Annotated in this window: 21 protein-coding genes; 11 read left to right on the forward strand and 10 right to left on the reverse strand. The window is 68.9% G+C overall.

Going from position 1 to position 19885, the window contains the following annotated elements:
• Window positions 1-25 precede the first annotated feature (25 nt).
• Window positions 26-1279, forward strand: a complete 1254-nt coding sequence (gene purD, locus ABFT43_RS01855; protein WP_347958703.1) for a phosphoribosylamine--glycine ligase — start codon at window positions 26-28, stop codon at window positions 1277-1279.
• Window positions 1280-1360: 81 nt separating this feature from the next.
• On the opposite strand, the gene ABFT43_RS01860 is transcribed toward purD, so the two are convergent.
• The 3 genes from ABFT43_RS01860 to ABFT43_RS01870 form a co-directional block, all read right to left on the reverse strand.
• Window positions 1361-2311, reverse strand: a complete 951-nt coding sequence (locus tag ABFT43_RS01860; protein ID WP_347958704.1) for an alpha/beta hydrolase — start codon at window positions 2309-2311, stop codon at window positions 1361-1363.
• A 112-nt stretch (window positions 2312-2423) separates the two neighbouring features.
• A complete protein-coding gene (locus tag ABFT43_RS01865; RefSeq protein WP_347958705.1) occupies window positions 2424-2822 on the reverse strand; it encodes a DUF302 domain-containing protein in 399 nt (132 codons plus the stop codon).
• Between the two features lie 59 nt (window positions 2823-2881).
• Entirely contained in the window at window positions 2882-3637 is a 756-nt protein-coding gene (locus tag ABFT43_RS01870) for a DUF6882 domain-containing protein (RefSeq protein WP_347958706.1), read from the reverse strand.
• Between the two features lie 185 nt (window positions 3638-3822).
• Here ABFT43_RS01870 and ABFT43_RS01875 point away from each other — a divergent pair, with 185 nt between their 5' ends.
• The 3 genes from ABFT43_RS01875 to purB all read left to right on the forward strand — a co-directional run bounded on the left by ABFT43_RS01875 (window position 3823) and on the right by purB (window position 6348).
• Window positions 3823-4416, forward strand: a complete 594-nt coding sequence (locus ABFT43_RS01875) for a TetR/AcrR family transcriptional regulator (RefSeq protein WP_347959245.1) — start codon at window positions 3823-3825, stop codon at window positions 4414-4416.
• A gap of 35 nt (window positions 4417-4451) precedes the next feature.
• The gene (locus tag ABFT43_RS01880; RefSeq protein WP_347958707.1) at window positions 4452-4859 is read left to right on the forward strand and encodes a hypothetical protein; all 408 of its coding nucleotides are present in this window, start codon (window positions 4452-4454) and stop codon (window positions 4857-4859) included.
• Between the two features lie 61 nt (window positions 4860-4920).
• Window positions 4921-6348, forward strand: a complete 1428-nt coding sequence (gene purB / locus ABFT43_RS01885) for an adenylosuccinate lyase (protein WP_347958708.1) — start codon at window positions 4921-4923, stop codon at window positions 6346-6348.
• A 4-nt stretch (window positions 6349-6352) separates the two neighbouring features.
• On the opposite strand, the gene ABFT43_RS01890 is transcribed toward purB, so the two are convergent.
• Complete coding sequence (locus ABFT43_RS01890; protein ID WP_347958709.1) at window positions 6353-6661, reverse strand: SelT/SelW/SelH family protein; 309 nt, start codon at window positions 6659-6661, stop codon at window positions 6353-6355.
• Between the two features lie 112 nt (window positions 6662-6773).
• On the opposite strand from ABFT43_RS01890, the gene ABFT43_RS01895 reads away from it, so the two are divergent.
• Both ABFT43_RS01895 and ABFT43_RS01900 read left to right on the forward strand, forming a co-directional pair.
• Window positions 6774-7673, forward strand: a complete 900-nt coding sequence (locus ABFT43_RS01895) for a phosphoribosylaminoimidazolesuccinocarboxamide synthase (protein WP_347958710.1) — start codon at window positions 6774-6776, stop codon at window positions 7671-7673.
• Window positions 7670-9817 (forward strand): S9 family peptidase, encoded by a 2148-nt coding sequence (locus ABFT43_RS01900; RefSeq protein WP_347958711.1) that lies wholly within the window; start codon window positions 7670-7672, stop codon window positions 9815-9817. Before ABFT43_RS01895 ends, ABFT43_RS01900 begins: the two co-directional genes overlap by 4 nt.
• 70 nt (window positions 9818-9887) lie before the next feature.
• On the opposite strand, the gene ABFT43_RS01905 is transcribed toward ABFT43_RS01900, so the two are convergent.
• Both ABFT43_RS01905 and ABFT43_RS01910 read right to left on the reverse strand, forming a co-directional pair.
• On the reverse strand, window positions 9888-11435 hold the full coding sequence (locus ABFT43_RS01905) for a DHA2 family efflux MFS transporter permease subunit (protein ID WP_347958712.1): 1548 nt from the start codon (window positions 11433-11435) through the stop codon (window positions 9888-9890).
• Window positions 11436-11543: 108 nt separating this feature from the next.
• Window positions 11544-12068, reverse strand: a complete 525-nt coding sequence (locus ABFT43_RS01910) for a MarR family winged helix-turn-helix transcriptional regulator (RefSeq protein WP_347958713.1) — start codon at window positions 12066-12068, stop codon at window positions 11544-11546.
• Window positions 12069-12217: 149 nt separating this feature from the next.
• Here ABFT43_RS01910 and ABFT43_RS01915 point away from each other — a divergent pair, with 149 nt between their 5' ends.
• The 4 genes from ABFT43_RS01915 (at window position 12218) to ABFT43_RS01930 (ending at window position 15034) form a co-directional block, all read left to right on the forward strand.
• Window positions 12218-12700, forward strand: coding sequence for a glutathione peroxidase (locus tag ABFT43_RS01915; protein WP_347958714.1), 483 nt, complete (start codon window positions 12218-12220; stop codon window positions 12698-12700).
• A 110-nt stretch (window positions 12701-12810) separates the two neighbouring features.
• A complete protein-coding gene (purS, locus tag ABFT43_RS01920; RefSeq protein WP_347958715.1) occupies window positions 12811-13050 on the forward strand; it encodes a phosphoribosylformylglycinamidine synthase subunit PurS in 240 nt (79 codons plus the stop codon).
• Between the two features lie 6 nt (window positions 13051-13056).
• Entirely contained in the window at window positions 13057-13737 is a 681-nt protein-coding gene (gene purQ, locus ABFT43_RS01925) for a phosphoribosylformylglycinamidine synthase subunit PurQ (RefSeq protein ID WP_347958716.1), read from the forward strand.
• 10 nt (window positions 13738-13747) lie between these two features.
• On the forward strand, window positions 13748-15034 hold the full coding sequence (locus ABFT43_RS01930) for a M18 family aminopeptidase (RefSeq protein ID WP_347958717.1): 1287 nt from the start codon (window positions 13748-13750) through the stop codon (window positions 15032-15034).
• Between the two features lie 32 nt (window positions 15035-15066).
• Here ABFT43_RS01930 and ABFT43_RS01935 read toward each other — a convergent pair whose 3' ends face one another.
• Window positions 15067-15846, reverse strand: coding sequence for a lytic transglycosylase domain-containing protein (locus ABFT43_RS01935; RefSeq protein WP_347958718.1), 780 nt, complete (start codon window positions 15844-15846; stop codon window positions 15067-15069).
• 186 nt (window positions 15847-16032) lie between these two features.
• Complete coding sequence (locus ABFT43_RS01940) at window positions 16033-17340, reverse strand: hypothetical protein (protein ID WP_347958719.1); 1308 nt, start codon at window positions 17338-17340, stop codon at window positions 16033-16035.
• Window positions 17341-17402: 62 nt separating this feature from the next.
• Here ABFT43_RS01940 and ABFT43_RS01945 point away from each other — a divergent pair, with 62 nt between their 5' ends.
• Window positions 17403-17876 carry an anthrone oxygenase family protein gene (locus tag ABFT43_RS01945; protein WP_347958720.1) on the forward strand — a complete coding sequence of 158 codons (474 nt, stop codon included), beginning with the start codon at window positions 17403-17405 and terminating at the stop codon, window positions 17874-17876.
• Between the two features lie 134 nt (window positions 17877-18010).
• Here the strand turns inward: ABFT43_RS01945 and ABFT43_RS01950 are convergent, their stop codons facing one another.
• A complete protein-coding gene (locus ABFT43_RS01950; protein ID WP_347958721.1) occupies window positions 18011-19339 on the reverse strand; it encodes a VOC family protein in 1329 nt (442 codons plus the stop codon).
• Window positions 19336-19884: an RNA polymerase sigma factor gene (locus tag ABFT43_RS01955; RefSeq protein WP_457590085.1), complete on the reverse strand. Its 549-nt coding sequence runs from the start codon at window positions 19882-19884 to the stop codon at window positions 19336-19338. The genes ABFT43_RS01950 and ABFT43_RS01955 overlap by 4 nt, the downstream gene beginning before the upstream one ends.
• Between the last annotated feature and the right edge of the window lies 1 nt (window position 19885).

The raw sequence follows: 19885 nt of genomic DNA on the forward strand, positions 1-19885 counted from the left end.
GCCGGGTCGATTAGAGTCTGTGTTCGTGCGCGTACTCGTGATCGGCTCGGGCGGCCGCGAACATGCCCTTCTCATCGGCCTGAAGAACGATCCGTCGGTCACCGACCTGCATGTGGCCCCGGGCAATGCGGGCACGTCGGCCATCGCCACCAACCACGCCGTCGACATCGTCTCCGGTGAGGCCGTGGTCGCGCTCGCCAAGAAACTCGACGTCGACCTGGTCGTGATCGGTCCGGAGGTCCCGCTGGTCGCCGGTGTCGCCGACGCCCTGCGCGAGGCGGGCATCGCCACCTTCGGCCCGAGCGCGAAGGCCGCCCAGATCGAGGGCTCCAAGGCCTTCGCCAAGGACGTCATGGCCGCCGCCGGTGTCCGCACCGCCCACGCCGAGGTCGTCGACAACCCGGCCCACCTCGACGCCGCGCTGGATCGCTTCGGACCGACCTGGGTCGTCAAGGACGACGGTCTCGCCGCGGGCAAGGGCGTCGTCGTCACCACCGACCGCGCCGTCGCGCGCGACCATGCCGCCGAATGCCTCGAGGCCGGTCACCCGGTGCTGCTCGAGAGCTTCCTCGACGGCCCCGAGGTCTCCCTGTTCTGCCTCGTCGACGGCGAGACCGTGGTCCCGCTGCTGCCCGCGCAGGACCACAAACGCGTCGGCGACAACGACGCCGGACCCAACACCGGCGGCATGGGCGCCTACACCCCGCTGCCGTGGCTGCCGGAGGGCATGACCGAGCGCATCGTCGACGAGATCGTCAAGCCCGTCGCCGCCGAACTGGTCAAGCGCGGCATCCCGTTCTCGGGCCTGCTGTACGCCGGACTCGCGATCGGCAAGGACGGCCCGGCCGTCGTCGAGTTCAACTGCCGCTTCGGCGATCCCGAGACCCAGGCGGTGCTCGCACTGCTGAAATCGCCGCTCGGCCGGGCGCTGAACGCCACCGCGACGGGCAAGCTCGCAGACCTGCCCCCGCTCGAGTGGCAGGACGGCGCCGCGGTCACCGTGGTCGTCGCCGCCGAGAACTACCCGGGCACGCCGCGCACCGGCGACGTCATCACCGGCGCCGAGTACGAGGGCGTCCTGCACGCCGGCACCGCCCGCAACGCCGACGGCCAGATCGTGTCCGCCGGCGGTCGCGTGCTCGCGGTCGTCGGCACCGGCGCCGATCTCGCCGAGGCCCGCGCGCAGGCGTACGCCCGCATCGAGAAGATCAAGCTGCCCGGTTCCCACTACCGTTCCGACATCGGCCGCAAGGCGCTCGAGGGTCAGATCGGCATCTGAGTCGAGCCCGTCGCGGGGCGGGACCAGACCGTGGGAATCGGACCCCGAGATCCGGTCTGTGAGGGATCGGATCGCGCGGGATCAGACGGCGAGATTCCGACCCAGGAACTCCACCTGCTCCGGCAGCACGCTGCGCCAGTAGCGGTTGGTGTGGCCGCCCGCGGCGGTCCCGAACGCGGCCGGCGGGCGCAGGCCCGCGGCCCACTGCCGGGTGTAGGTGTAGAACTGATCGCTCGATCCGATGTTGATCAGGATCGGGATCTTCGCGAACGACGGCTGCGCGCCGAACAGCGAGTTCTCCTGGTAGTCGGCGAGACTGTCGAACGCGCGGGGCGGGAAGTTGCGCGGATCGGCCCACAGTGCGGGTGAGCTCACGGCGACCGCCGCGACGCGCGGCGCGCCGACCAGCGCCGCGAGGCGCAGCGCGCCGTAGCCGCCCATCGACCAGCCGAACAGGCCGAAGCGCTCGGTCGACAGGTTCAGCTCCGGGTTGCTCGCGAGCATCGGCAGGAACTCGTCGAGGATCATCGCGCCGCCGTCGGTGCCGTCGAGACGCCGGTGGTAGTAGTTGCGGCCCACGTCGGCGGCGGCCAGCGCGAACGGCGGGTTGCCGTTGTCGACGTACTGCTGCAGCACCGTCTGCATCTCGAGCTTCGGCGAGAAGATCGTCTTCTCGTTGGTGTTCAGCGCATGCAACACCAGGACGACGGGCAGCTTGCCCGTCACGCCGTTGGGGCGCGCGACCGCCCAGCGCGTGTCGCGGCCGCCCATCCGTGCCGATCTGAAGCTGCCGGTGATGAGCGGCGGGCCGCTGGTGACCGGGGGCGGTGACGCCTCGACGGGCAGTTCGTCGTCGGCGACCCGGCCCTCGAGGTTGCGCGGCTCGACCGACGACGTCGACGGCGAGGTGTCGGAACATGCGGCGACGCCGAGGGCGGCCGCACCGAGTCCGGCGGCGAGCACAGCACGACGCCCCACACGCGGGAGATCGCGGTCGGCGGAGTCGGGGAGGTGGGAACGCACGCGGTTCATCGAGTCAACAGGGTAATGGTGAACCCGGGCCACGGCGCAACGCCGCGTACGCAGACTCGCCGACGTTGTGAGAAATCTGTCTCCCTCTTGACGGCCGCTTACGACGGGCCGGTCAGTCGCCCAGCGAGGAGATCGCCTTTCGTAGCAGCTCGCCGGCACCCGCCGCCACCTCGGGGAGGCCGGGCGCATCGGTCACCGCGACCATGATGTCGGGGTTCATCGCCTCGACGATGACCGATCCCTCCTTCTCCGGGTCGTCGCGCACGACGACGTTGCAGGGGAGGAGCAGGCCGATCTGCCGTTCGATGCCGAGCGCGCGATGGGCGAACTGCGGATTGCACGCACCGAGGATCAGGTAGTTCTCCATGTCCTCGTCGAGCTTCTTCTTCAACGTCGACGTGACGTCGATCTCGGTGAGTACGCCGAACCCCACCGCGCCCAGCGCCTCTCTCGTACGCGCGACCGCGTCGTCGAAGGTGGTCTGCAGCGTGGTGCGATATCCGAGTTCCATGGCTTCCTCTCGTGCACTCCGTGTGCGACCCAATATACCCCCAGGGGTATATTGGGCGCTCAGTCCGCCGCGGCCAGCCGGCACCGGTAGCCGACCGGCCGCCCACGTCGATCGAAGTCCACGTGGGCCACGGATCGACCGTCGGTCACGTCACAGATCGGTGAACGTCCGCGGTCGCTGCCGGTGCGCCAGCTGATGTGCCAGCCGCGGCGGGCGGCCATCCCGTGGATCGCGACCCGATGATCGCGCACCGCAAGAGAATCCAGCACCATCGGCAGTCTCGTCGCGAAGTCGGCGAAGCTCGGTTCGGGCACGGGCAGGCCCTCGAGGAGGAACAGGGCGCGGGCGTGGCCGTCGAGCGGAACCGTGCAATGCGGACTGATGCCGGTGCTCTCGACGGCGGCCGCGGCGATGAGGTCGACGACCCCGTCCGGGTCCTCGGCGTCGTCCGTGCCCCGGCTGGTCGCGACGCCGGACGGGAGGTCGGCTCGGACAGCGCCGGTTTCGTCCAGGCCGAGACGGGCGACAGTGTCGCGCAGGGCGGACGTCGGACCGGCCTCGCCGTCGCCGGTCAGGCTCCAGCCCCACACCACGTCGTGGGGTGCGACGACGGCGACCAGCGCGGCCTTCGACCGGATGACGCGGTCGCGGCGATCCGGGCGGGTCGACGAGAACACGACGGTCCGCCGGTCGGAGTCGCAACGCACGTCGAACGATCCCAGCCTCGCGCAGAGGAAATCGACGAGCGCGGCCTGCCTCAGGGCGGTGTAGAGCGCCGCGTAGTCGGCGACAGCGTGAAGGCCGTCGAACTGCATGGAATCCACGGTAAATGCGGAAAAGGCGCAGGCAGACGCCTTGTCCGATGACCGACTGACGCCGTCCCGGCGACCGGTCCCGACGGGGTGTGGCACCCGTTCGTGCATGAAAGCGTCTGGGAGTGTACGGCTTTGGCCAAAAGCAGTACGCCGCCACGGACGGCTTTGGCAGCATGAACCACATGATGACGTCGGCGGCGACTCCCAAGGGCGCGCGACGGCGGTCTCGGTTGATCGAGGCTGCCGGCGAGTTGCTGCTCGAGGGCGGTTTCGACGCCGTGCGGCATCGCGCGGTCGCCGAGCGGGCCCAGCTCCCGCTGGCGTCGACGACCTATTATTTCGAGTCCCTCGACGACCTGATGGCCGAGGCGGCGGCCAGCGTGTGCGAGCACGACGAGGCCGCAATCGCCGAGCGCGCCAAGGCTCTTCCGCGTCGCCGTCGTGGCACCAACGCCACCGCGACGGCGCTCGCCGAGGTCTTCGTCGGGGAGGACACGACCATCCAGCAGTTGTCCGCGCGTTACGAGATGATCGCGCTCTCGGCGCGGTACCCGCAGCTCCGGGAGGTCGTGACGCAGCGGTGGCGCTCGCTGACGGGGTGCCACATCGACGTGCTGACCAAGTCCGGCCGCGTCGCCGACCCCGCCCACATCGCCCAGCTGATCGGCATCGAGGACGGTGCCATCGTCGGGGCGCTCGGGCAGACCGCGGTCCGGCCGATCGACGCGGTGCACGACGCCCTGCTCGACGTCGTCGACGTGTTGGCGCCCAGGGAGTGACGCGGAAAGAGGATCGGATGTTCGGGGGAGGCAGGATGCGCAGATCTCGTGCAGTGGGTGTGACCGCGACGGCGGGTCTCGCGGCGGTGCTGACGTTCGCGGTGTCGGCGTCGATCGCACCGGCCGCACACGCCGCGCCCGCGGGCCGGGTCGACGCCGGGGTGCCGTTGTCGTCGGCGTTCTACGGAACCAACTGCACCTATCCGGTGACCGTTCCGGTCAACTCCTCCGGATGGGTCGAGTTCTACGAGATCAAGCCGGGCCTCCCGCCCCGCTTCATCGGCCGGGACCTCCCGTCGGGGGCGCTGGCCTCGGTCACCTGGGTACCGCGGCGGATCGGCGACAAGTACCTCGTCGCGGTGCAGAACGGCCAGGCGTCGAAGCCGACGCTGGTGCGCGTGCGCCAGGGATACGGCTCCGACGGGGCGTGCATCGCGTTCTGATCCGCCGGCCCGGGACAACGGGGGATTCGGGATCGGCGCGGGCGCGACCTACACTGAGCGGGTGTCGAAGCCCGCCATCTCCAATGTCCTGGCCAGCCGCTATGCCTCCGCCGACCTCGCCCGGTTGTGGTCGCCCACCCACAAGATCGAGCTCGAGCGGAGTCTGTGGATCGCCGTCCTGAAGGCGCAGCGCGACCTGGGCATCGAGGTGCCGGACGAGGCCATCGCCGACTACGAGCGGGTCGTCGACCAGGTCGACCTGGAGTCGATCGCCGAGCGCGAGCGGGTCACCCGCCACGACGTGAAGGCGCGGATCGAGGAGTTCAACGCCCTCGCCGGTCACGAGCAGATCCACAAGGGCATGACCAGCCGGGACCTGACCGAGAACGTCGAACAGTTGCAGATCCTCCGTTCGCTGGAGCACGTGCACGCCCACGGTGTCGCGGTCCTGGCCCGCATCGTCGAGCGCGCCGCGCAGTACTCGTCGCTGGTCATGGCCGGCCGCAGCCACAACGTCGCCGCACAGGCCACGACCCTCGGCAAGCGCTTCGCCTCGGCCGCCGACGAGCTGATGATCGCACTGACCCGCCTGCGCGAACTGATCGACCGCTACCCGCTGCGCGGCATCAAGGGCCCGATGGGTACCTCGCAGGACATGCTCGACCTCCTCGGCGGCGACGCAACCAAGCTCGCCGAACTCGAGGCGCGCGTGGCCGATCACCTCGGCTTCGCCCGTTCGTTCACCTCGGTCGGCCAGATCTACCCGCGTTCGCTCGACCACGACGTCATCTCGGCGCTCGTCCAGGTCGCGGCCGCGCCGTCGTCGCTGGCCACCACCATCCGCCTGATGGCCGGCCACGAGCTGGTCACCGAGGGCTTCCAGCCCGGTCAGGTCGGCAGCTCGGCGATGCCGCACAAGATGAACACCCGCAGTTGCGAGCGCGTCAACGGCCTCGCCGTGGTCCTGCGCGGCTACGGCTCGATGGCCGCCGAACTCGCCGGCGCGCAGTGGAACGAGGGTGACGTCTTCTGCTCGGTGGTCCGCCGGGTCGCGCTGCCCGACGCGTTCTTCGCCATCGACGGCCTGATGGAGACCTTCCTGACCGTGCTCGCCGAGTTCGGCGCGTACCCCGCGGTCATCGCCAACGAGCTCGACCGCTACCTGCCCTTCCTGGCGACCACCAAGGTGTTGATGGCGTCGGTGCGTGCGGGCGTGGGTCGCGAGACCGCGCACGAGGCGATCAAGGAGAACGCCGTCGCCGTCGCGCTCGCCATGCGCGAGGAGGGCAAGGAGCCTGACCTGCTCGACCGGCTCGCCGCCGACGACCGCATCCCGCTCGACCGGGCCCAGCTCGACGAACTGCTCGCCGACAAGTCGGTGTTCATCGGCGCCGCCGAGCAACAGGTCGCGGACGTCATCGCGGCCGCCGAGAAGATCATCGAGCAGTACCCGGAGGCCGCGGCCTACACGCCTGCGCCGATCCTGTAGGCGGTCACTCCGGTGCCGTCTTGTCCGCGTGGCCGAGCTTCCAGTCCGGCAGTGCGACGTCGCGCACCCGCCGCTTGAGCTCGGGCGCGTCGGGGAACCCGCCGTCGCGCGTGCGCTCCCAGATCCGGGTGCCGTCGACGTCGATGTGGAACACCCCGCCGGTGCCGGGGACCAGGGTGACCGAGCCGAGTTCGGCGCCGAAGGTGTTGAGCAGTTCCGACGCCATCCACGACGCGCGCAGCAACCAGTTGCACTGCGTGCAGTAGGTGATGGTGACGTGCGGGCCGGGAGTGCGCTCGGACGTGACTGACATGCGACCCAGGATCTCAGATCCGCGGGTCGTCCTCGTCCGGGGCGCACCGATCCCCGCGGATCCCGCATCCCTGCCGTCCCGCGCCGAGGTCAGAACCTCTAGGGTCGTGTGCATGCGTCCTGAACTGCAGTCCTACCGGCATCTGGCGTCGGGCAAGGTCCGTGAGATCTATGAGATCGACGCCGACACCCTGCTGCTGGTCGCCACCGACCGGATCTCCGCCTACGACCACATCCTGAGCCCCGCGATCGGCGACAAGGGCCGCATCCTCACGGCGATGAGCTTCTTCTGGTTCGACGTGCTCGGCGTGCCCAACCACCTCGCGGGCGGTCCGACCGACGAGCGCATCCCGGCCGAGGTCGTCGGCCGCTCGATGGTCGTGCGCAAACTGCCGATGGTTCAGGTCGAGTGCGTCGCCCGCGGCTACCTGACCGGCTCGGGCCTCCTCGATTACCAGGCCACCGGCTCGGTGTGCGGCGTGCACTTGCCGCCGGGGTTGACCGAGGCGTCGAAGCTGCCCGAACCGATCTTCACCCCGGCCACCAAGGCCGCCCAGGGCGATCACGACGAGAACATCAGCTTCGAGCGGGTCGTCGAGCAGGAGGGCGCCGAGCGCGCCGAGGCGCTGCGCGCGGCGACCCTCGACATCTACAGCCGCGGTGCGGCACTCGCCGCCGAGCGCGGGATCATCCTCGCCGACACCAAGTTCGAGTTCGGTCTCGGCGACGATGGCGAGCTCGTCCTCGCCGACGAGGTGCTGACGCCCGACTCGTCGCGCTACTGGGAGGCCGCCATCTACGAGCCCGGCAGGGTTCAGCCCAGCTTCGACAAGCAGATCGTGCGGAACTGGCTCACCAGCCCCGAATCCGGTTGGGACAAGGCCTCCGACACGCCGCCGCCGGCGCTGCCCGACGACGTCGTCGAGCGCACCCGGCAGCGCTACATCGAGGCGTACGAGTGGATCACGCAGAAGTCCTTCGACGACTGGCCGGGCGCGGAGGTGGTGGCGTGACCTCCGACCGTCTCGACGTGACCCCGCCGGTCGCCAAGAAGATCCCCAAGGAGCGGACCCACCACGGCGACACCTTCGTCGACGACTACGAATGGTTGCGCGACAAGGACGACCCGGAGGTGATCGCCTGGCTGGAAGCGCAGAACGCCTACACCGAGGCGCACACCGCCCACCTTGCCGACCTGCGCAAGAAGATCTTCGATGAGATCAAGGGCCGCACCAAGGAAACCGACATGTCGGTGCCCACCCGGCGCGGCCGCTACTGGTACTACGCCCGTACCCAGGAGGGCAAGCAGTACTCGATCTCGTGCCGCTGTCCGATCCGCTCCGAGGACGACTGGACCCCGCCGACGGTCGACGACGGCGTCGAGCTGCCGGGCGAGGAGATCCTGCTCGACAGCAACGTCGAGGCCGAGGGCCATGACTTCTTCAGCCTCGGCGCGCTGACGGTCAGCGACGATGGCAACTGGCTCGCCTACAGCACCGACGTCGTCGGCGACGAGCGATACACGTTGCGCATCAAGGATCTCCGCACCGGTGAGCTGCTCGGCGACGTGGTCACCGACACCTCGGGGAGCGCGGTGTGGTCGGCCGACGCCAAGCACGTCTTCTACACGACCGTGGACGCCGCGTGGCGCCCGGACACGGTGTGGCGCCACGACATCGGCGCGGGCACCGAGGACGTGAAGGTCTTCCACGAACCCGACGAGCGGTTCTGGGTCGGCATGGGGACCACCCGCAGCGACAAGTACCTCGTCATCGGGGTCGGATCCAAGATCACCTCGGAGAGCTACATTCTCGAGGCCGACGACCCGACCGGGGAGTTCCGCAGCGTCGCACCCAGGGTCGACGGGGTCGAGTACAGCGTCGAGCACGCCGTCATCGGCGGCGAGGACTACTTCGTCATCGTGCACAACGCCGTGGTCGACGGACAGAAGGCGGAGAACTTCGCCGTCGACATCGCCCCGGTGAGCAACCCCGCCGACCGTCGCCCGCTGATCGCGCACGATCCGGCCCGCCGGATCGAGGACCTCGACGCGTTCGCCGACTATCTGGTGCTGTCCTACCGTCGGGATGCGTTGCCGCGTCTGTCCATCGCCGACCTCCGGCAGATCGACGGCATCCCCGCCGAGTCGGACTTCCGCGAGGTCGAGTTCGGTCAGGAACTCGCCTCGGCCGGACTCGCGGCCAACCCCGAGTGGAACGCGCCGAACCTGCGGATCGGCTACGGCAGCTTCATCGAACCGGCCGAGCTGTTCGAACTCGACGTCGCGACCGGCGAGCGCACCCTGTTGAAGCGGCAGGCGGTGCTCGGCGGTTACGATCCGGCCGACTACGTCCAGTCCCGTGAGTGGGCGATCGCCGAGGACGGCACCCGGATCCCGCTGTCGATCGTGCGCCGCAAGGGCACCGACGAGAAGAGGCCCGCCCCGCTGCTGCTCTACGGCTACGGCTCGTACGAGGCGAGCATCGACCCGTACTTCTCGGTGGCGCGACTGTCCATGCTCGACCGCGGCATGGTGTTCGTCCTCGCCCACATCCGCGGCGGCGGCGAGATGGGGCGCTACTGGTACGAGGACGGCAAGGAACTGAACAAGAAGAACACCTTCACCGACTTCGTCGCGGCCGGGCGGTATCTCGTGGAGACCGGCTGGACGACGCCACAGCAGATGGTCGCCGAGGGCGGTTCGGCCGGTGGCCTGCTGATGGGTGCGGTCGCCAACCTCGCGCCGGAGCTGTTCAACGGCATCCTGGCGTCGGTGCCCTTCGTCGACGCGCTGAACTCGATCCTCGACCCGTCGCTGCCGCTGACGGTCATCGAGTGGGACGAGTGGGGCGACCCCCTGCACGACCCGAAGGTCTACGAGTACATGAAGTCGTACACGCCGTACGAGAACGTCGAGGCCAAACCGTATCCGCCGATCCTCGCGCTCACCTCGCTCAACGACACCCGAGTGCTATACGTCGAGGCGGCGAAATGGGTTGCCCGACTGCAGGAGAAGTCGACGTCGGACAACCCGATCCTGCTCAAGACGGAGATGTCGGCCGGACACGGCGGCGTCAGCGGCCGGTACAAGCAATGGGAGGAGGTCTCGTTCGAGATCGCCTGGATCCTGCAGCAGTCGGGCGCGCTCGACAGCTGAGCCCGGTCCCCCAAGGAACAGCCCCACCGACCCGAGGGCCGGTGGGGCTGTGTCGTCTCGCGTGGGGCGATCAGTGCATGATGATCGGTCCGCGCTCCAGATCCTCCTCGACGAGTGGCGAGGCGATCTTCTTCCGCGGCAGGAAGAACGCGGGGATGAGCGTCAGCGCGATCAGCACGACGGAGATCGTGAAGGTGTTGGAGAACACGTCCGCGGCGGTCTGGAAGAACGATTCCGGCAGCGGGTTCGGGACACCGGGGGGCAGCGGGGCATCGGAGCTGTTGGCCATGATCGCCAGCCCCGCCTCCGGCTTGCCGGCCAGGCTGCTCGCGAGGACCACCGAGATCACCGCGGTGCCGACCGAGGTGGCCGACTGCTGGATGACGTTCATGAGTGTCGAGCCGTCGGGCACCTGAGCGTTCGACAGCGTCGCGAGGGCGGCGGACATGATCGGCATCATCGTCATGCCCATACCCAGACCCTGGACGAACAGCGAGCCGCAGATCAGCCAGTACGAGGTGTTCGCGCCCAGCATGGTGAAGGTCGACAGCCCGATGACGATCAGCACGATGCCGCTGAGGACGAACTTGCCCGGGCCGATCTTGTCGGTGAGGCGACCGGCGATCGGCATGGTCAGCATGGCGCCGAGGCCCTGCGGGGCGAGCAGCAGACCGGCGGTCAGCGTGGACTCGCCGCGCACGCCGATGAAGTACTGCGGGAACAGCAGCGCCGCACCGAAGAACGCCACCATGAACAGCACCATCGTGCAGACGGCGATGGACAGCGTCCGGTTCTTGAACAGGCGCAGGTCGAGCAGCGGCTTCTTCGCGCGCAGTGCGTGGACGACGAAGGCGATGATCAGCAGCAGGCCGATGGCGGCGGGGATCAGCACCTTGCCGGTCATGAAGGTGCGGTGCTCGGCACTGGTCGAGATGCCGTAGAGGAACAGCGCGAGACCCGGCGACAGCAGGAGCAGCCCGATCCAGTCGATGGATGCCGGGGCGGTCTCGGCGTCGTCGCGCAGGACGACGAAGGCGTAGACGAAGGCGATGACGCCGATCGGCACGTTGATCAGGAAGATCCAGTGCCAGCTCAGGTTCTCGATGAGCACGCCACCGAGGATCGGACCGGAGATCGGGCCGAGCAGCATCGGGATGCCGAGGACCGCCATGACCGAACCGACACGCTCGGGGCCCGCGGCCTTGGTCAGCATCATCATGCCGATGGGCATCAGCAGGCCGCCGCCGAGGCCCTGGATCACGCGAAACGCCACCAGCATGCCGATGCTCGAGGCCAGCGCGCACAGCGCCGAACCGAGGGTGAACAGCACCAGCGAGAGCAGATAGACCTTCTTGGTGCCGAAGCGCGCGGCCGCCCAACTCGACAGCGGGATGACCGCGGCGAGGGCCAGCGTGTAGCCGGTCGCCGTCCACGCGGCGCCCGCGGCGTCGGTGTTGAACTCCTGCTGGAAGGTGTTCTGCGCGACGCCGACGACGGTGACGTCGAGGATCGACATGATCGCGCCGAGCACGACCACACCGGCGACCAGCAGGACGTTCTTGTCGAGCTTGGTGTCTGGCGGACCGTCGTGGAGATGGCCTCCGGTGGAGGATGTCATGCGGTGTTTCCTATCGGGTCGGTCGCGAACGCTGATGACATGCGTTCGGCGATCTACTTCATTCGGATGGGACTCGATGCCGGATGGGATCGGTGCAGGAGCCGGCGGTCACGAGGCCTCTTGCCGGGGTACGGCGTCGTCGAGGGCGAAGTGGTCGACCGGCCCGTAGACGATGGGCTGCAGCGCGTCACGCAGGTTGTCGCGCAGGTCGGCGGGTAGCCCGGCGACGAAGCGCCGTACGGTCTCGTGCTGCAACGCGAGGTGGGTCTCCAGGTACCGGGTGCCCTGTTCGGTGATCGAGATGCGCTTGATCCGGCGGTCGTCCGGGTCCTCACGCCGGTCGACGAACCCGCCGCACACCAGCTTGTCGACCGTGCGACCGGCCGCGGCGAGGGAGAGCTGCACCTGTTCGGCGATGGCGTTCACCGGCATCGGGCCGTCGTGGCAGCCGAGCGTGCACAGCACCCGCAGCTGCGAGAACGTGATGTCGGTGGCGGCGAGGCTCTCCATGGTCTCGGGTCGGCCGAGTTCGAGGAGACGGTCGAGGAACGCCTCGAGAGCCGCAGAGGCGGACTCGATCGACGGATCGTCGATCGAGCCGGTGGCGGCGCAGGTGGTGCTCTCCTCGGACACGAGGAGAATACTAAACCGGATGCAACTATTGCGAAAACGCAATATCCGGTGACATCGCGCATATCGGCCGGGTCTTGTGACGCCGATCTCAGGATCGATGCGCCCTGTGCCTCCCGCAACGTGGATCCCGCAGCGTCTACTGTCGTGACATGGGCAACATCAAGGACATCCCGGTCAAGGCACTCGACGGCTCCGACATCTCGCTGAAGGACTTCCCCGGTCCGTTGCTGATCGTCAACGTCGCCAGCAAGTGTGGCCTCACGCCGCAGTACGAGGGCCTCGAACAGCTCGCCAAGACCTACGGTGAGAAGGGCCTCACCGTGGTCGGCGTCCCGTGCAACCAGTTCATGGGCCAGGAGCCGGGCACCCCCGAGGAGATCGCCACCTTCTGCTCGACCACCTACGGCGTCACCTTCCCGTTGCTGGAGAAGACGGACGTCAACGGCGACGCCCGCCATCCGCTGTACGCCGAGCTGACCCGGTACCCCGACGCCGACGGCGAGTCCGGCGACATCCAATGGAACTTCGAGAAGTTCCTCGTCAACGCCGACGGAGAGGTCGTCAACCGATTCCGTCCGCGCACCGAGCCCACCGATCCGGTGGTCGTCAGCGCGATCGAATCGGTGCTGTGACGCCGTGGCGCAAGCGAAGTCGGCGTGCCTCGGGGCGCGCGGTGGCGATTTGGGGCACCCGGTAAGCTGACCAGGCGAGAACTGATCATCAGACATTGAGGAGCGGTGCCATGGCGCGAGTGGTGGTCGACGTGATGCCCAAGGCCGAGATTCTCGATCCGCAGGGGCAGGCCATCGTCGGCGCGCTCGGCCGTCTCGGGTTCACCGGGATCGTCGACGTCCGTCAGGGCAAGCGCTTCGAGCTCGAGGTCGACGACACGGTCGATGACGCAACCCTGGAGCGGATCGCGGAGGAGTTGTTGACCAACACCGTGATCGAGAACTACAACGTCACCCGGGTTGCGGAGTAAGAGGCCATGACCGCTCGAATCGGTGTCATCACCTTCCCCGGAACCCTCGACGACGTCGACGCCGCGCGTGCGGTCCGTCTGGCCGGCGCCGAGCCCGTCGGCCTGTGGCACGGCGACGCCGACCTGAAGGGCGTCGACGCGGTCATCGTCCCCGGCGGCTTCTCCTACGGCGACTACCTGCGCGCCGGTGCCATCGCCCGGTTCGCGCCCGTCATGGGTTCGGTCGTCGACGCGGCCTCCAAGGGCATGCCGGTCCTGGGTATCTGCAACGGCTTCCAGGTGTTGTGCGAGGCGGGCCTGCTTCCCGGCGCGCTCACCCGCAACGAGGGACTGCACTTCATCTGCCGCGACGAGTGGCTGCGCGTGGAGAACAACACCACCGCCTGGACCACCCGCTACGAGCGCGGCGCCGAGATCCTCATCCCGCTGAAGTCGGGCGAGGGTCGTTACGTGGCGTCGCAGGAGGTGCTCGAGGTGCTCGAGGGTGAGGGCCGGATCGTCTTCACCTACCCGGAGCGCAACCCGAACGGGTCGGCCCTCGACATCGCCGGCATCTGCAGTGAGAACGGCCGCGTCGTCGGCCTCATGCCGCACCCGGAGCACGCGACCGAGGCGCTCACCGGTCCCAGCGACGACGGCCTCGGCCTGTTCTACTCGGTGATCGACTCGGTCCTCGCCTCGGTGTAGATCAGATCCCATGACCGGTCCGAAGATCCCGACCAGCGCGTCCGCGTCCGGGCTGGGCGCCTTCATCGACGCCTCGCCGTCCCCGTTCCACGTGTGCGCGACCGTCGCCCGTGAACTCGAGAATGCCGGATACACAAGGCTGTTCGAGGAGGAGGCGTGGCCGGCGGCGGTGAGCACACCGTCGGCGAAGTTCTACGTCATCCGCGGCGGATCGATCATCGCGTGGGAATCCGGCGACGGGCCGGCATTCCGGATCGTGGGCGGGCACACCGACAGCCCGAACCTGCGGGTCAAGCAGAACCCCGACCGCCTGTCGGCCGGCGTGGCCATGGTCGCGCTCGAGCCGTACGGCGGGGCGTGGCTCAACTCGTGGCTCGACCGCGACCTCGGTCTGTCCGGGCGTCTGGCGTACCGGTCGGGAGATCGCGTGGCGTACACGCTCGTTCACGTGACCGAGCCGGTGGTGCGGGTGCCGCAGCTGGCCATCCATCTCTCCGAGGACCGCAAGGGCGTCTCGCCCGATCCGCAGCGACACGTGAACGGCGTCTGGGGACTCGACGACACGGCTCCCGACGTTCTCGGTTGGGTCGCCGAATATGCGGGTGTGGACCCGGGTTCGGTGCTCGGTTGGGAGCTGATGACCCACGACATCGCACCGTCGGCGGTGATCGGAGCGGGTGAGAACCTGTTGAGCGCACCACGTCTGGACAATCAGGGCACCTGCTATGCGGGGCTTCGTGCGCTGCTCGACGGGACGTCGTCGGCCCACACCCGCATGCTCGCGCTCTTTGATCACGAAGAAGTCGGCAGCGGCTCCGAGCGCGGCGCCGCGTCGGATTTCCTGGCGTCGATCTGCGAGCGAATCGTGTTGACGCGCGGCGGTTCTCGTGCCGATTACCTGCAGGCGATGGCGGCGAGCGTGTGCCTGTCGGGTGACATGGCCCATGCGACGCACCCGAACTACCCCGAACGTCACGAGCCCGGACACCGCATCGCGATCGGCGGCGGTCCGGTGCTCAAGGTGAACCAGAACCTGCGCTACGCGTCAGATGCGGTGGGGGAGGCCGTCTTCGCGCTCGCCTGCGACGACGCGGGTGTGCCGATGCAGCGGTACGTCCATCGCGCGGATCTTCCGTGTGGCTCGACGATCGGCCCGATCACCGCGACGCGCACCGGTCTCACGACCATCGACGTCGGCGCACCCCAACTCGCGATGCATTCCGCGCGCGAACTGATGGGTGCGGCCGATGTACCGATGTATTCTGCTGCGCTGCAGGCGTTCCTGGCTCGGGAGTGAGCCCGGGCTCGGCAACCGACTCGGGGGCCGGCTCAGTAGCTGCGTGCGAACCCGAGGACGTTGTTCACGTACTCCATCGAGTTGTTGTACCGCAGGATCGCGGTGACCAGCGATGCCGGGTTGCGCAGGTCCAGGTTGCCGTCGCAGAGGTAGTTCGCCGTGGTCAGCGCGGCGTCGAAGATGTTCTGCGGGTCGGTCTTCCCGTCGTCGTTGGCGTCGATGGCGTAGGCCTTCCAGGTCGCCGGAAGGAACTGCATGGGGCCGACCGCGCGGTCGTAGACCGGGTCGCCGTCGAGTTCGCCGCCGTCGGTGTCGCTGATGACCTCGTTGCCGCCGAGCGAGCCGTCGAGGCGTGGACCGAAGATCGCGCTGCGCAGCGCACCGTCGGGGTTCACGTTGCCCCGGTCGGCGTGATGGGACTCGACCTTGCCGATGCCGGCGATGACCTTCCAGTCGATGCCGCAGTGCGGACGCTTCGCGGTGATCTTCTTCGCGGCGTTCTGGTAGGCGTCGTAGTTCGTGGCGGGGACCTCGCCGGAGGTGACGCTGGCCGGACGGATGACCGGCGCAGGTGCGGGCTCGGGCTCGGCGGTCGGGCTGACCGGGTGCGCCTTCACGGCGGGGGTCAGGGCCGGGGCCGACGCCGCGGTGGCGTCGACGCCGCTGTCGCCGAGCCGGCTGGACGGTGCGGCGGTCGGCTGGGAGAGCTCTGCGCCCGCGGTCGCCGCGCCTGCCAGGACTCCCACCGGGAGCAGGGCCGCGGCCCAGAGTGGCGTGCGTGTTTTCTTGCGTGGCTTGGAGTGTTTACCCAAAACGAATCGACCTCGCGTGTACTGCTCGTGGTTTCTGCTTGCGGAACCGAGCCGACCGTACACGCAGTCGTGAGCAAAGCGTTATTTTTCTGTGACCATGTCAAGGCTGGACAAATGTAGCAACATCTGTCCTCGCAGGTGGTCGCGGGCAGACGTCCGTTGATGTGAGTCGTGCCACTCCCGGCATCAGCCGGGGCGCAAGACGGACAGCGTGTCCCCCTCGCCGAGCACGAGATATCCGTCCACGACCTTGACCCGTCCGGACCCCATCGGCTGCTCCCAGGCCACCGTGTTGTCGGGCTTGAGCGCGGTGAGCTGGCCCTGGTTGAGCAGGATCATCGTGTTCCCGGCCGACCCGACACACGCCGGATTCGCCAGGATCGGGGTGGTCGGGCCGGGCGGCGGGCCGCTGCCGATGTGCGTGCCGTCGGTGATGGCGTAGGTCGTGCGCGAACCGTCGAGGAGTCCGAAGTTGACCAACGAACCGCAGGCGATGGCGCCCGACTTGGACAACTCACGGTCGGCGATCCGCCAGCGCGCGGTGCGGCGGGCCGGATCGCGTACCTCGTACTCGCCGCGGCCGGCGAAGATGCGGTTCGAGGCGGTCAGGAGGGGCAGGACCGACGGCCCGGATTCGACCTGCAGTCCCGCTGCCTCGGTGACCGGGTCGGGATCGACGCGGCCGTTGACGATGGCGTAGGTGGTCACCTTCTCCTGGCCGTACTGCTGGTGCTCGACCGTGACCCCCGAGGGATAGAGGGTGATGGTGCACTGCTCGCAGCCGATGCGATTGCCGCCATCGACCGGGTTGATCAGGTACTGGCTCGCGTCAGCGGTCTTGATGACGACGATGTCGCCGTCTACCTCGATGCCGACGATCGGCGCGGCGAATGTGCGGGCCCAGATGGTCTTGCCCGCGGGCGTGGTGAGCGACAGCTGGTGGCCCACCTTGTTCACGCGCAGGAAGTTGGTGCCGAGTCCCACGACCTTGCGGGTGTCGAGGTAGCGCGCGGTCCGGGTGGGCGCACCGGTCTCGTCGATGAGGTAGAAACCGTCGTCGAGGGGGCTGCCGAGTTCGACGGCGCAACCGACCTGGCCGGACGCGTTGAAGGCGCAGTCGCCCTGGCCCGCGTTGATCGGCGTGTCCCACAGGACCTTGCCGGTGCGGCGCTCGATCATCGTGAAGGAGCGGCCGAGTCCGGACGGGTAGGAGATGAGCCACTTGTCCCCGGCGGCGTCGGCGACCTCGATCGGGACCCCGTCGCGATGATCGGGCAGATGCTGGTGGCCGACGATCGTCCAGGCCGTCGTCGGCCGCCGTTCGTAGTCGCGCAGTTCGCCGTACGCGTAGTCGGTGTCGTCCACCTTCGGGTCGCCTCCGAACAGCACCACACCGGCCGTGACGAGCAGAGCTGCGCAGCAGATGAGTACGACCGTCCCGATGCCGAACGGCAGGCGCGCGGAGATGGCCCGGGCGCGGGAGCGTGAGGACATGGCTAAGAGTGAACCATGACGGTTCCGGCCCATCGCGGCCGGTCACGATGCAGAGTTGTCCCATGGACGTCCTGCGCGATGTGCTGGTGATGCTCACCGTCGTGACGACGGGTCTGTCCGCCGGTGTGCTGGCCGGTTTCGGCTATGCGGTGATCCCCGGTCTCACCCGTGCGGAGGCCGATGTCGCGGTGCCGGCGATGCAACGGATGAACACTGCGATCCTCAATCCGCTGTTCGCCGTGGTGTTCGCCGGCGGTGTCGTGTTCGGGGCGCTGGCCACCTGGGCGGTCTGGGATCACCCGCTGCGCTGGTGGGTCTTCTCCGCGACCCTGCTCACCCTGGCCGGCGTGGTCATCACGATGGTGGTCAACGTCCCGGCCAACAACCGGCTCGACGCCGCGGGCGCGGTCCGCGGCGGTGAGGCGGACCGTGTGTGGGCGGAGTTCACCGCGGTGTGGGTTCCGTGGAACATCATCCGGTCGGTGCTCACCACCGCGGCGATCGCCGTGCTGGTCGTCGGGTTGCTGGTGAGCTGACGGGCCGGCCGGGAGTGCAGTCGACGCGATGTCTCCGGCGACGTCCCCGGGCCCACCGACCCCGGCCGGCGTCGCAGGTCGCGAAGCGGAGTCGCATGCGACCTCGGCGGGAGGAACACGATCTCGCCGGGTGCTCAGAACAGCTGCCCCAGGTAGAACTCCGCACCCTGGTCGTCGATGCATCGCGCCGACACCCCGTACGGCGCCGTACTCGGCTCGTCGAGCACGGCGCCACCCGCCGCGCGGACCCGTTCGACGGCGGCCTCGACGTCGTCGGTGACCCACATCGGCACGGACACGGACCTGTCTGCGCCACCGGCGATCCCGACCTGCGGCCGCACGTCGTCGACCTCCCAGCCGTCCTCGATGCGGCCGGGGTGGAACGTCCACCCGAGCACCGACCCGTAGAAATCGCGGTAGCGCCCGCCGTCGGGGGTGCGCACGGTCAGGTACGTCATCGCACCGGGGGTGCGGGGGTGCTGGTCGGGGCGCGCGTCGCCGGATTCGATCGCGTAGACCGCGAACCGGACGCCCTGGTCGTCGACGGCGTCGACGACGCGGCGCCCGTCCGGGCTGGTCCCGAACTCGCCACGGCCACCGGCGGCGACGATCCGCGCACGCGCCGCCTCGAGATCGTGGACCGCATACGCGCAGAACACGGTCGACGGGCCCGCGGTCTCGAAGATGCCCAGTCGGTGTCCGACATTGGTGACCCGGCGTCCGTCGGCGTCGTATTCCCACCCGAGGACCGCCGCATAGAACCTGCGGGCGCGGACGGCGTCGGGTGTGTTGAGGGACATGTATCCGATGTCGCCCTGGTGAATCCGGTCGACGACGGCCGACTTCGACGGACCGGTCAGCATCCAGCGGTGACCGAACGGGTCGACGATCACGCCGGTGCGGCTGCCGTATGCCTCGGACGGTTCCCGCGTGACGGCGGCGCCGGCGCGGGCGGCCGTAGCGACCGCGGCGTCGGTGTCGTCCACGGGGAGCATCAGGCTCACCGACACCTTGCCGGGCTCCGGGGCACGCAGTCCGAGGTCGGGGAACTCGCCGGCGAGATAGACGACGCCGCCGCCCATCTCCAGCTCGGCGTGGCCGATGACGCCGTCGTCCATGACGATCGGCTCACCGCGCAGGCGCGCTCCGAGAGTGGCGGTGTACCAGTCGATGGCGCGCCGCGGCTCGGCGACGACGAGATAGGGCAGGGCCCCGGGTCGGTCGACCGGGGTCTGCGCGGTCGGTTCGAACTCCGTGGTGGTTTCTGCTGCGGTGGATGTTGCCGTGCCGGCCATGACGACTCCTTGCGGTAGTGTCGCGCCGCGTTCGAGGCGGTCGCGCAGCGCCGCGGCAAAGCCGGCGTCGGGCATCACCGGACCGTCGAAGCCGGGGACGTCGGCTGCGCGCAGGACGCGCAGCGGATCCCGTGCCCCACCGTGGCGGGTGCTGTTCCGGGTGCTCATGCGTGACCTCCTCTCCCGCTGCTCGAGGGTTGTGTCTGCGGATAGGCCGCGCGGAAGGCGCGCTTCGCGCGGGTGAGCAGGGCCTCGGTGGCGCCGACCGTCCGCCCGAGGATCTCTGCGCATTCGCCGACCGGGAGATCGTCGACGTAGCGCAGGGTCAGCACGGCGCGGTGGACCGGTGACAGTTGTCCGAGGGTGTGATGGGCGACCATGCGGTCGAGTTCGGCGTCCCAGGGATCGTCCCCGGCCTCCGGCAGGTCCTCGACGGGTTCCGGAGTGCGCTGGGCCCGCCGCCAGTGGTCGGCGAGCTTGTGCCGGGCGATGCCGATCAGCCAGGGCGTCGTCGGCTCGGTGTCGCGATGACGGCGCACCGAGTCCATCGCCGCCAGGAAGGTCTCCGAGGTGACGTCCTCGGCCACTCGCCGGTCGGCGCATCGATGGATGACATAGCCGTATACGGCGGGCAGTGCCTGGTCATACACGGCCAGCAATGCCTGAGGCCCGCCTGGGCGTTCGATGGGAGAACCCGGATGGTCGCCGCTCACA

This window comes from Gordonia aurantiaca (assembly GCF_039939235.1).
GTDB lineage: Bacteria > Actinomycetota > Actinomycetes > Mycobacteriales > Mycobacteriaceae > Gordonia.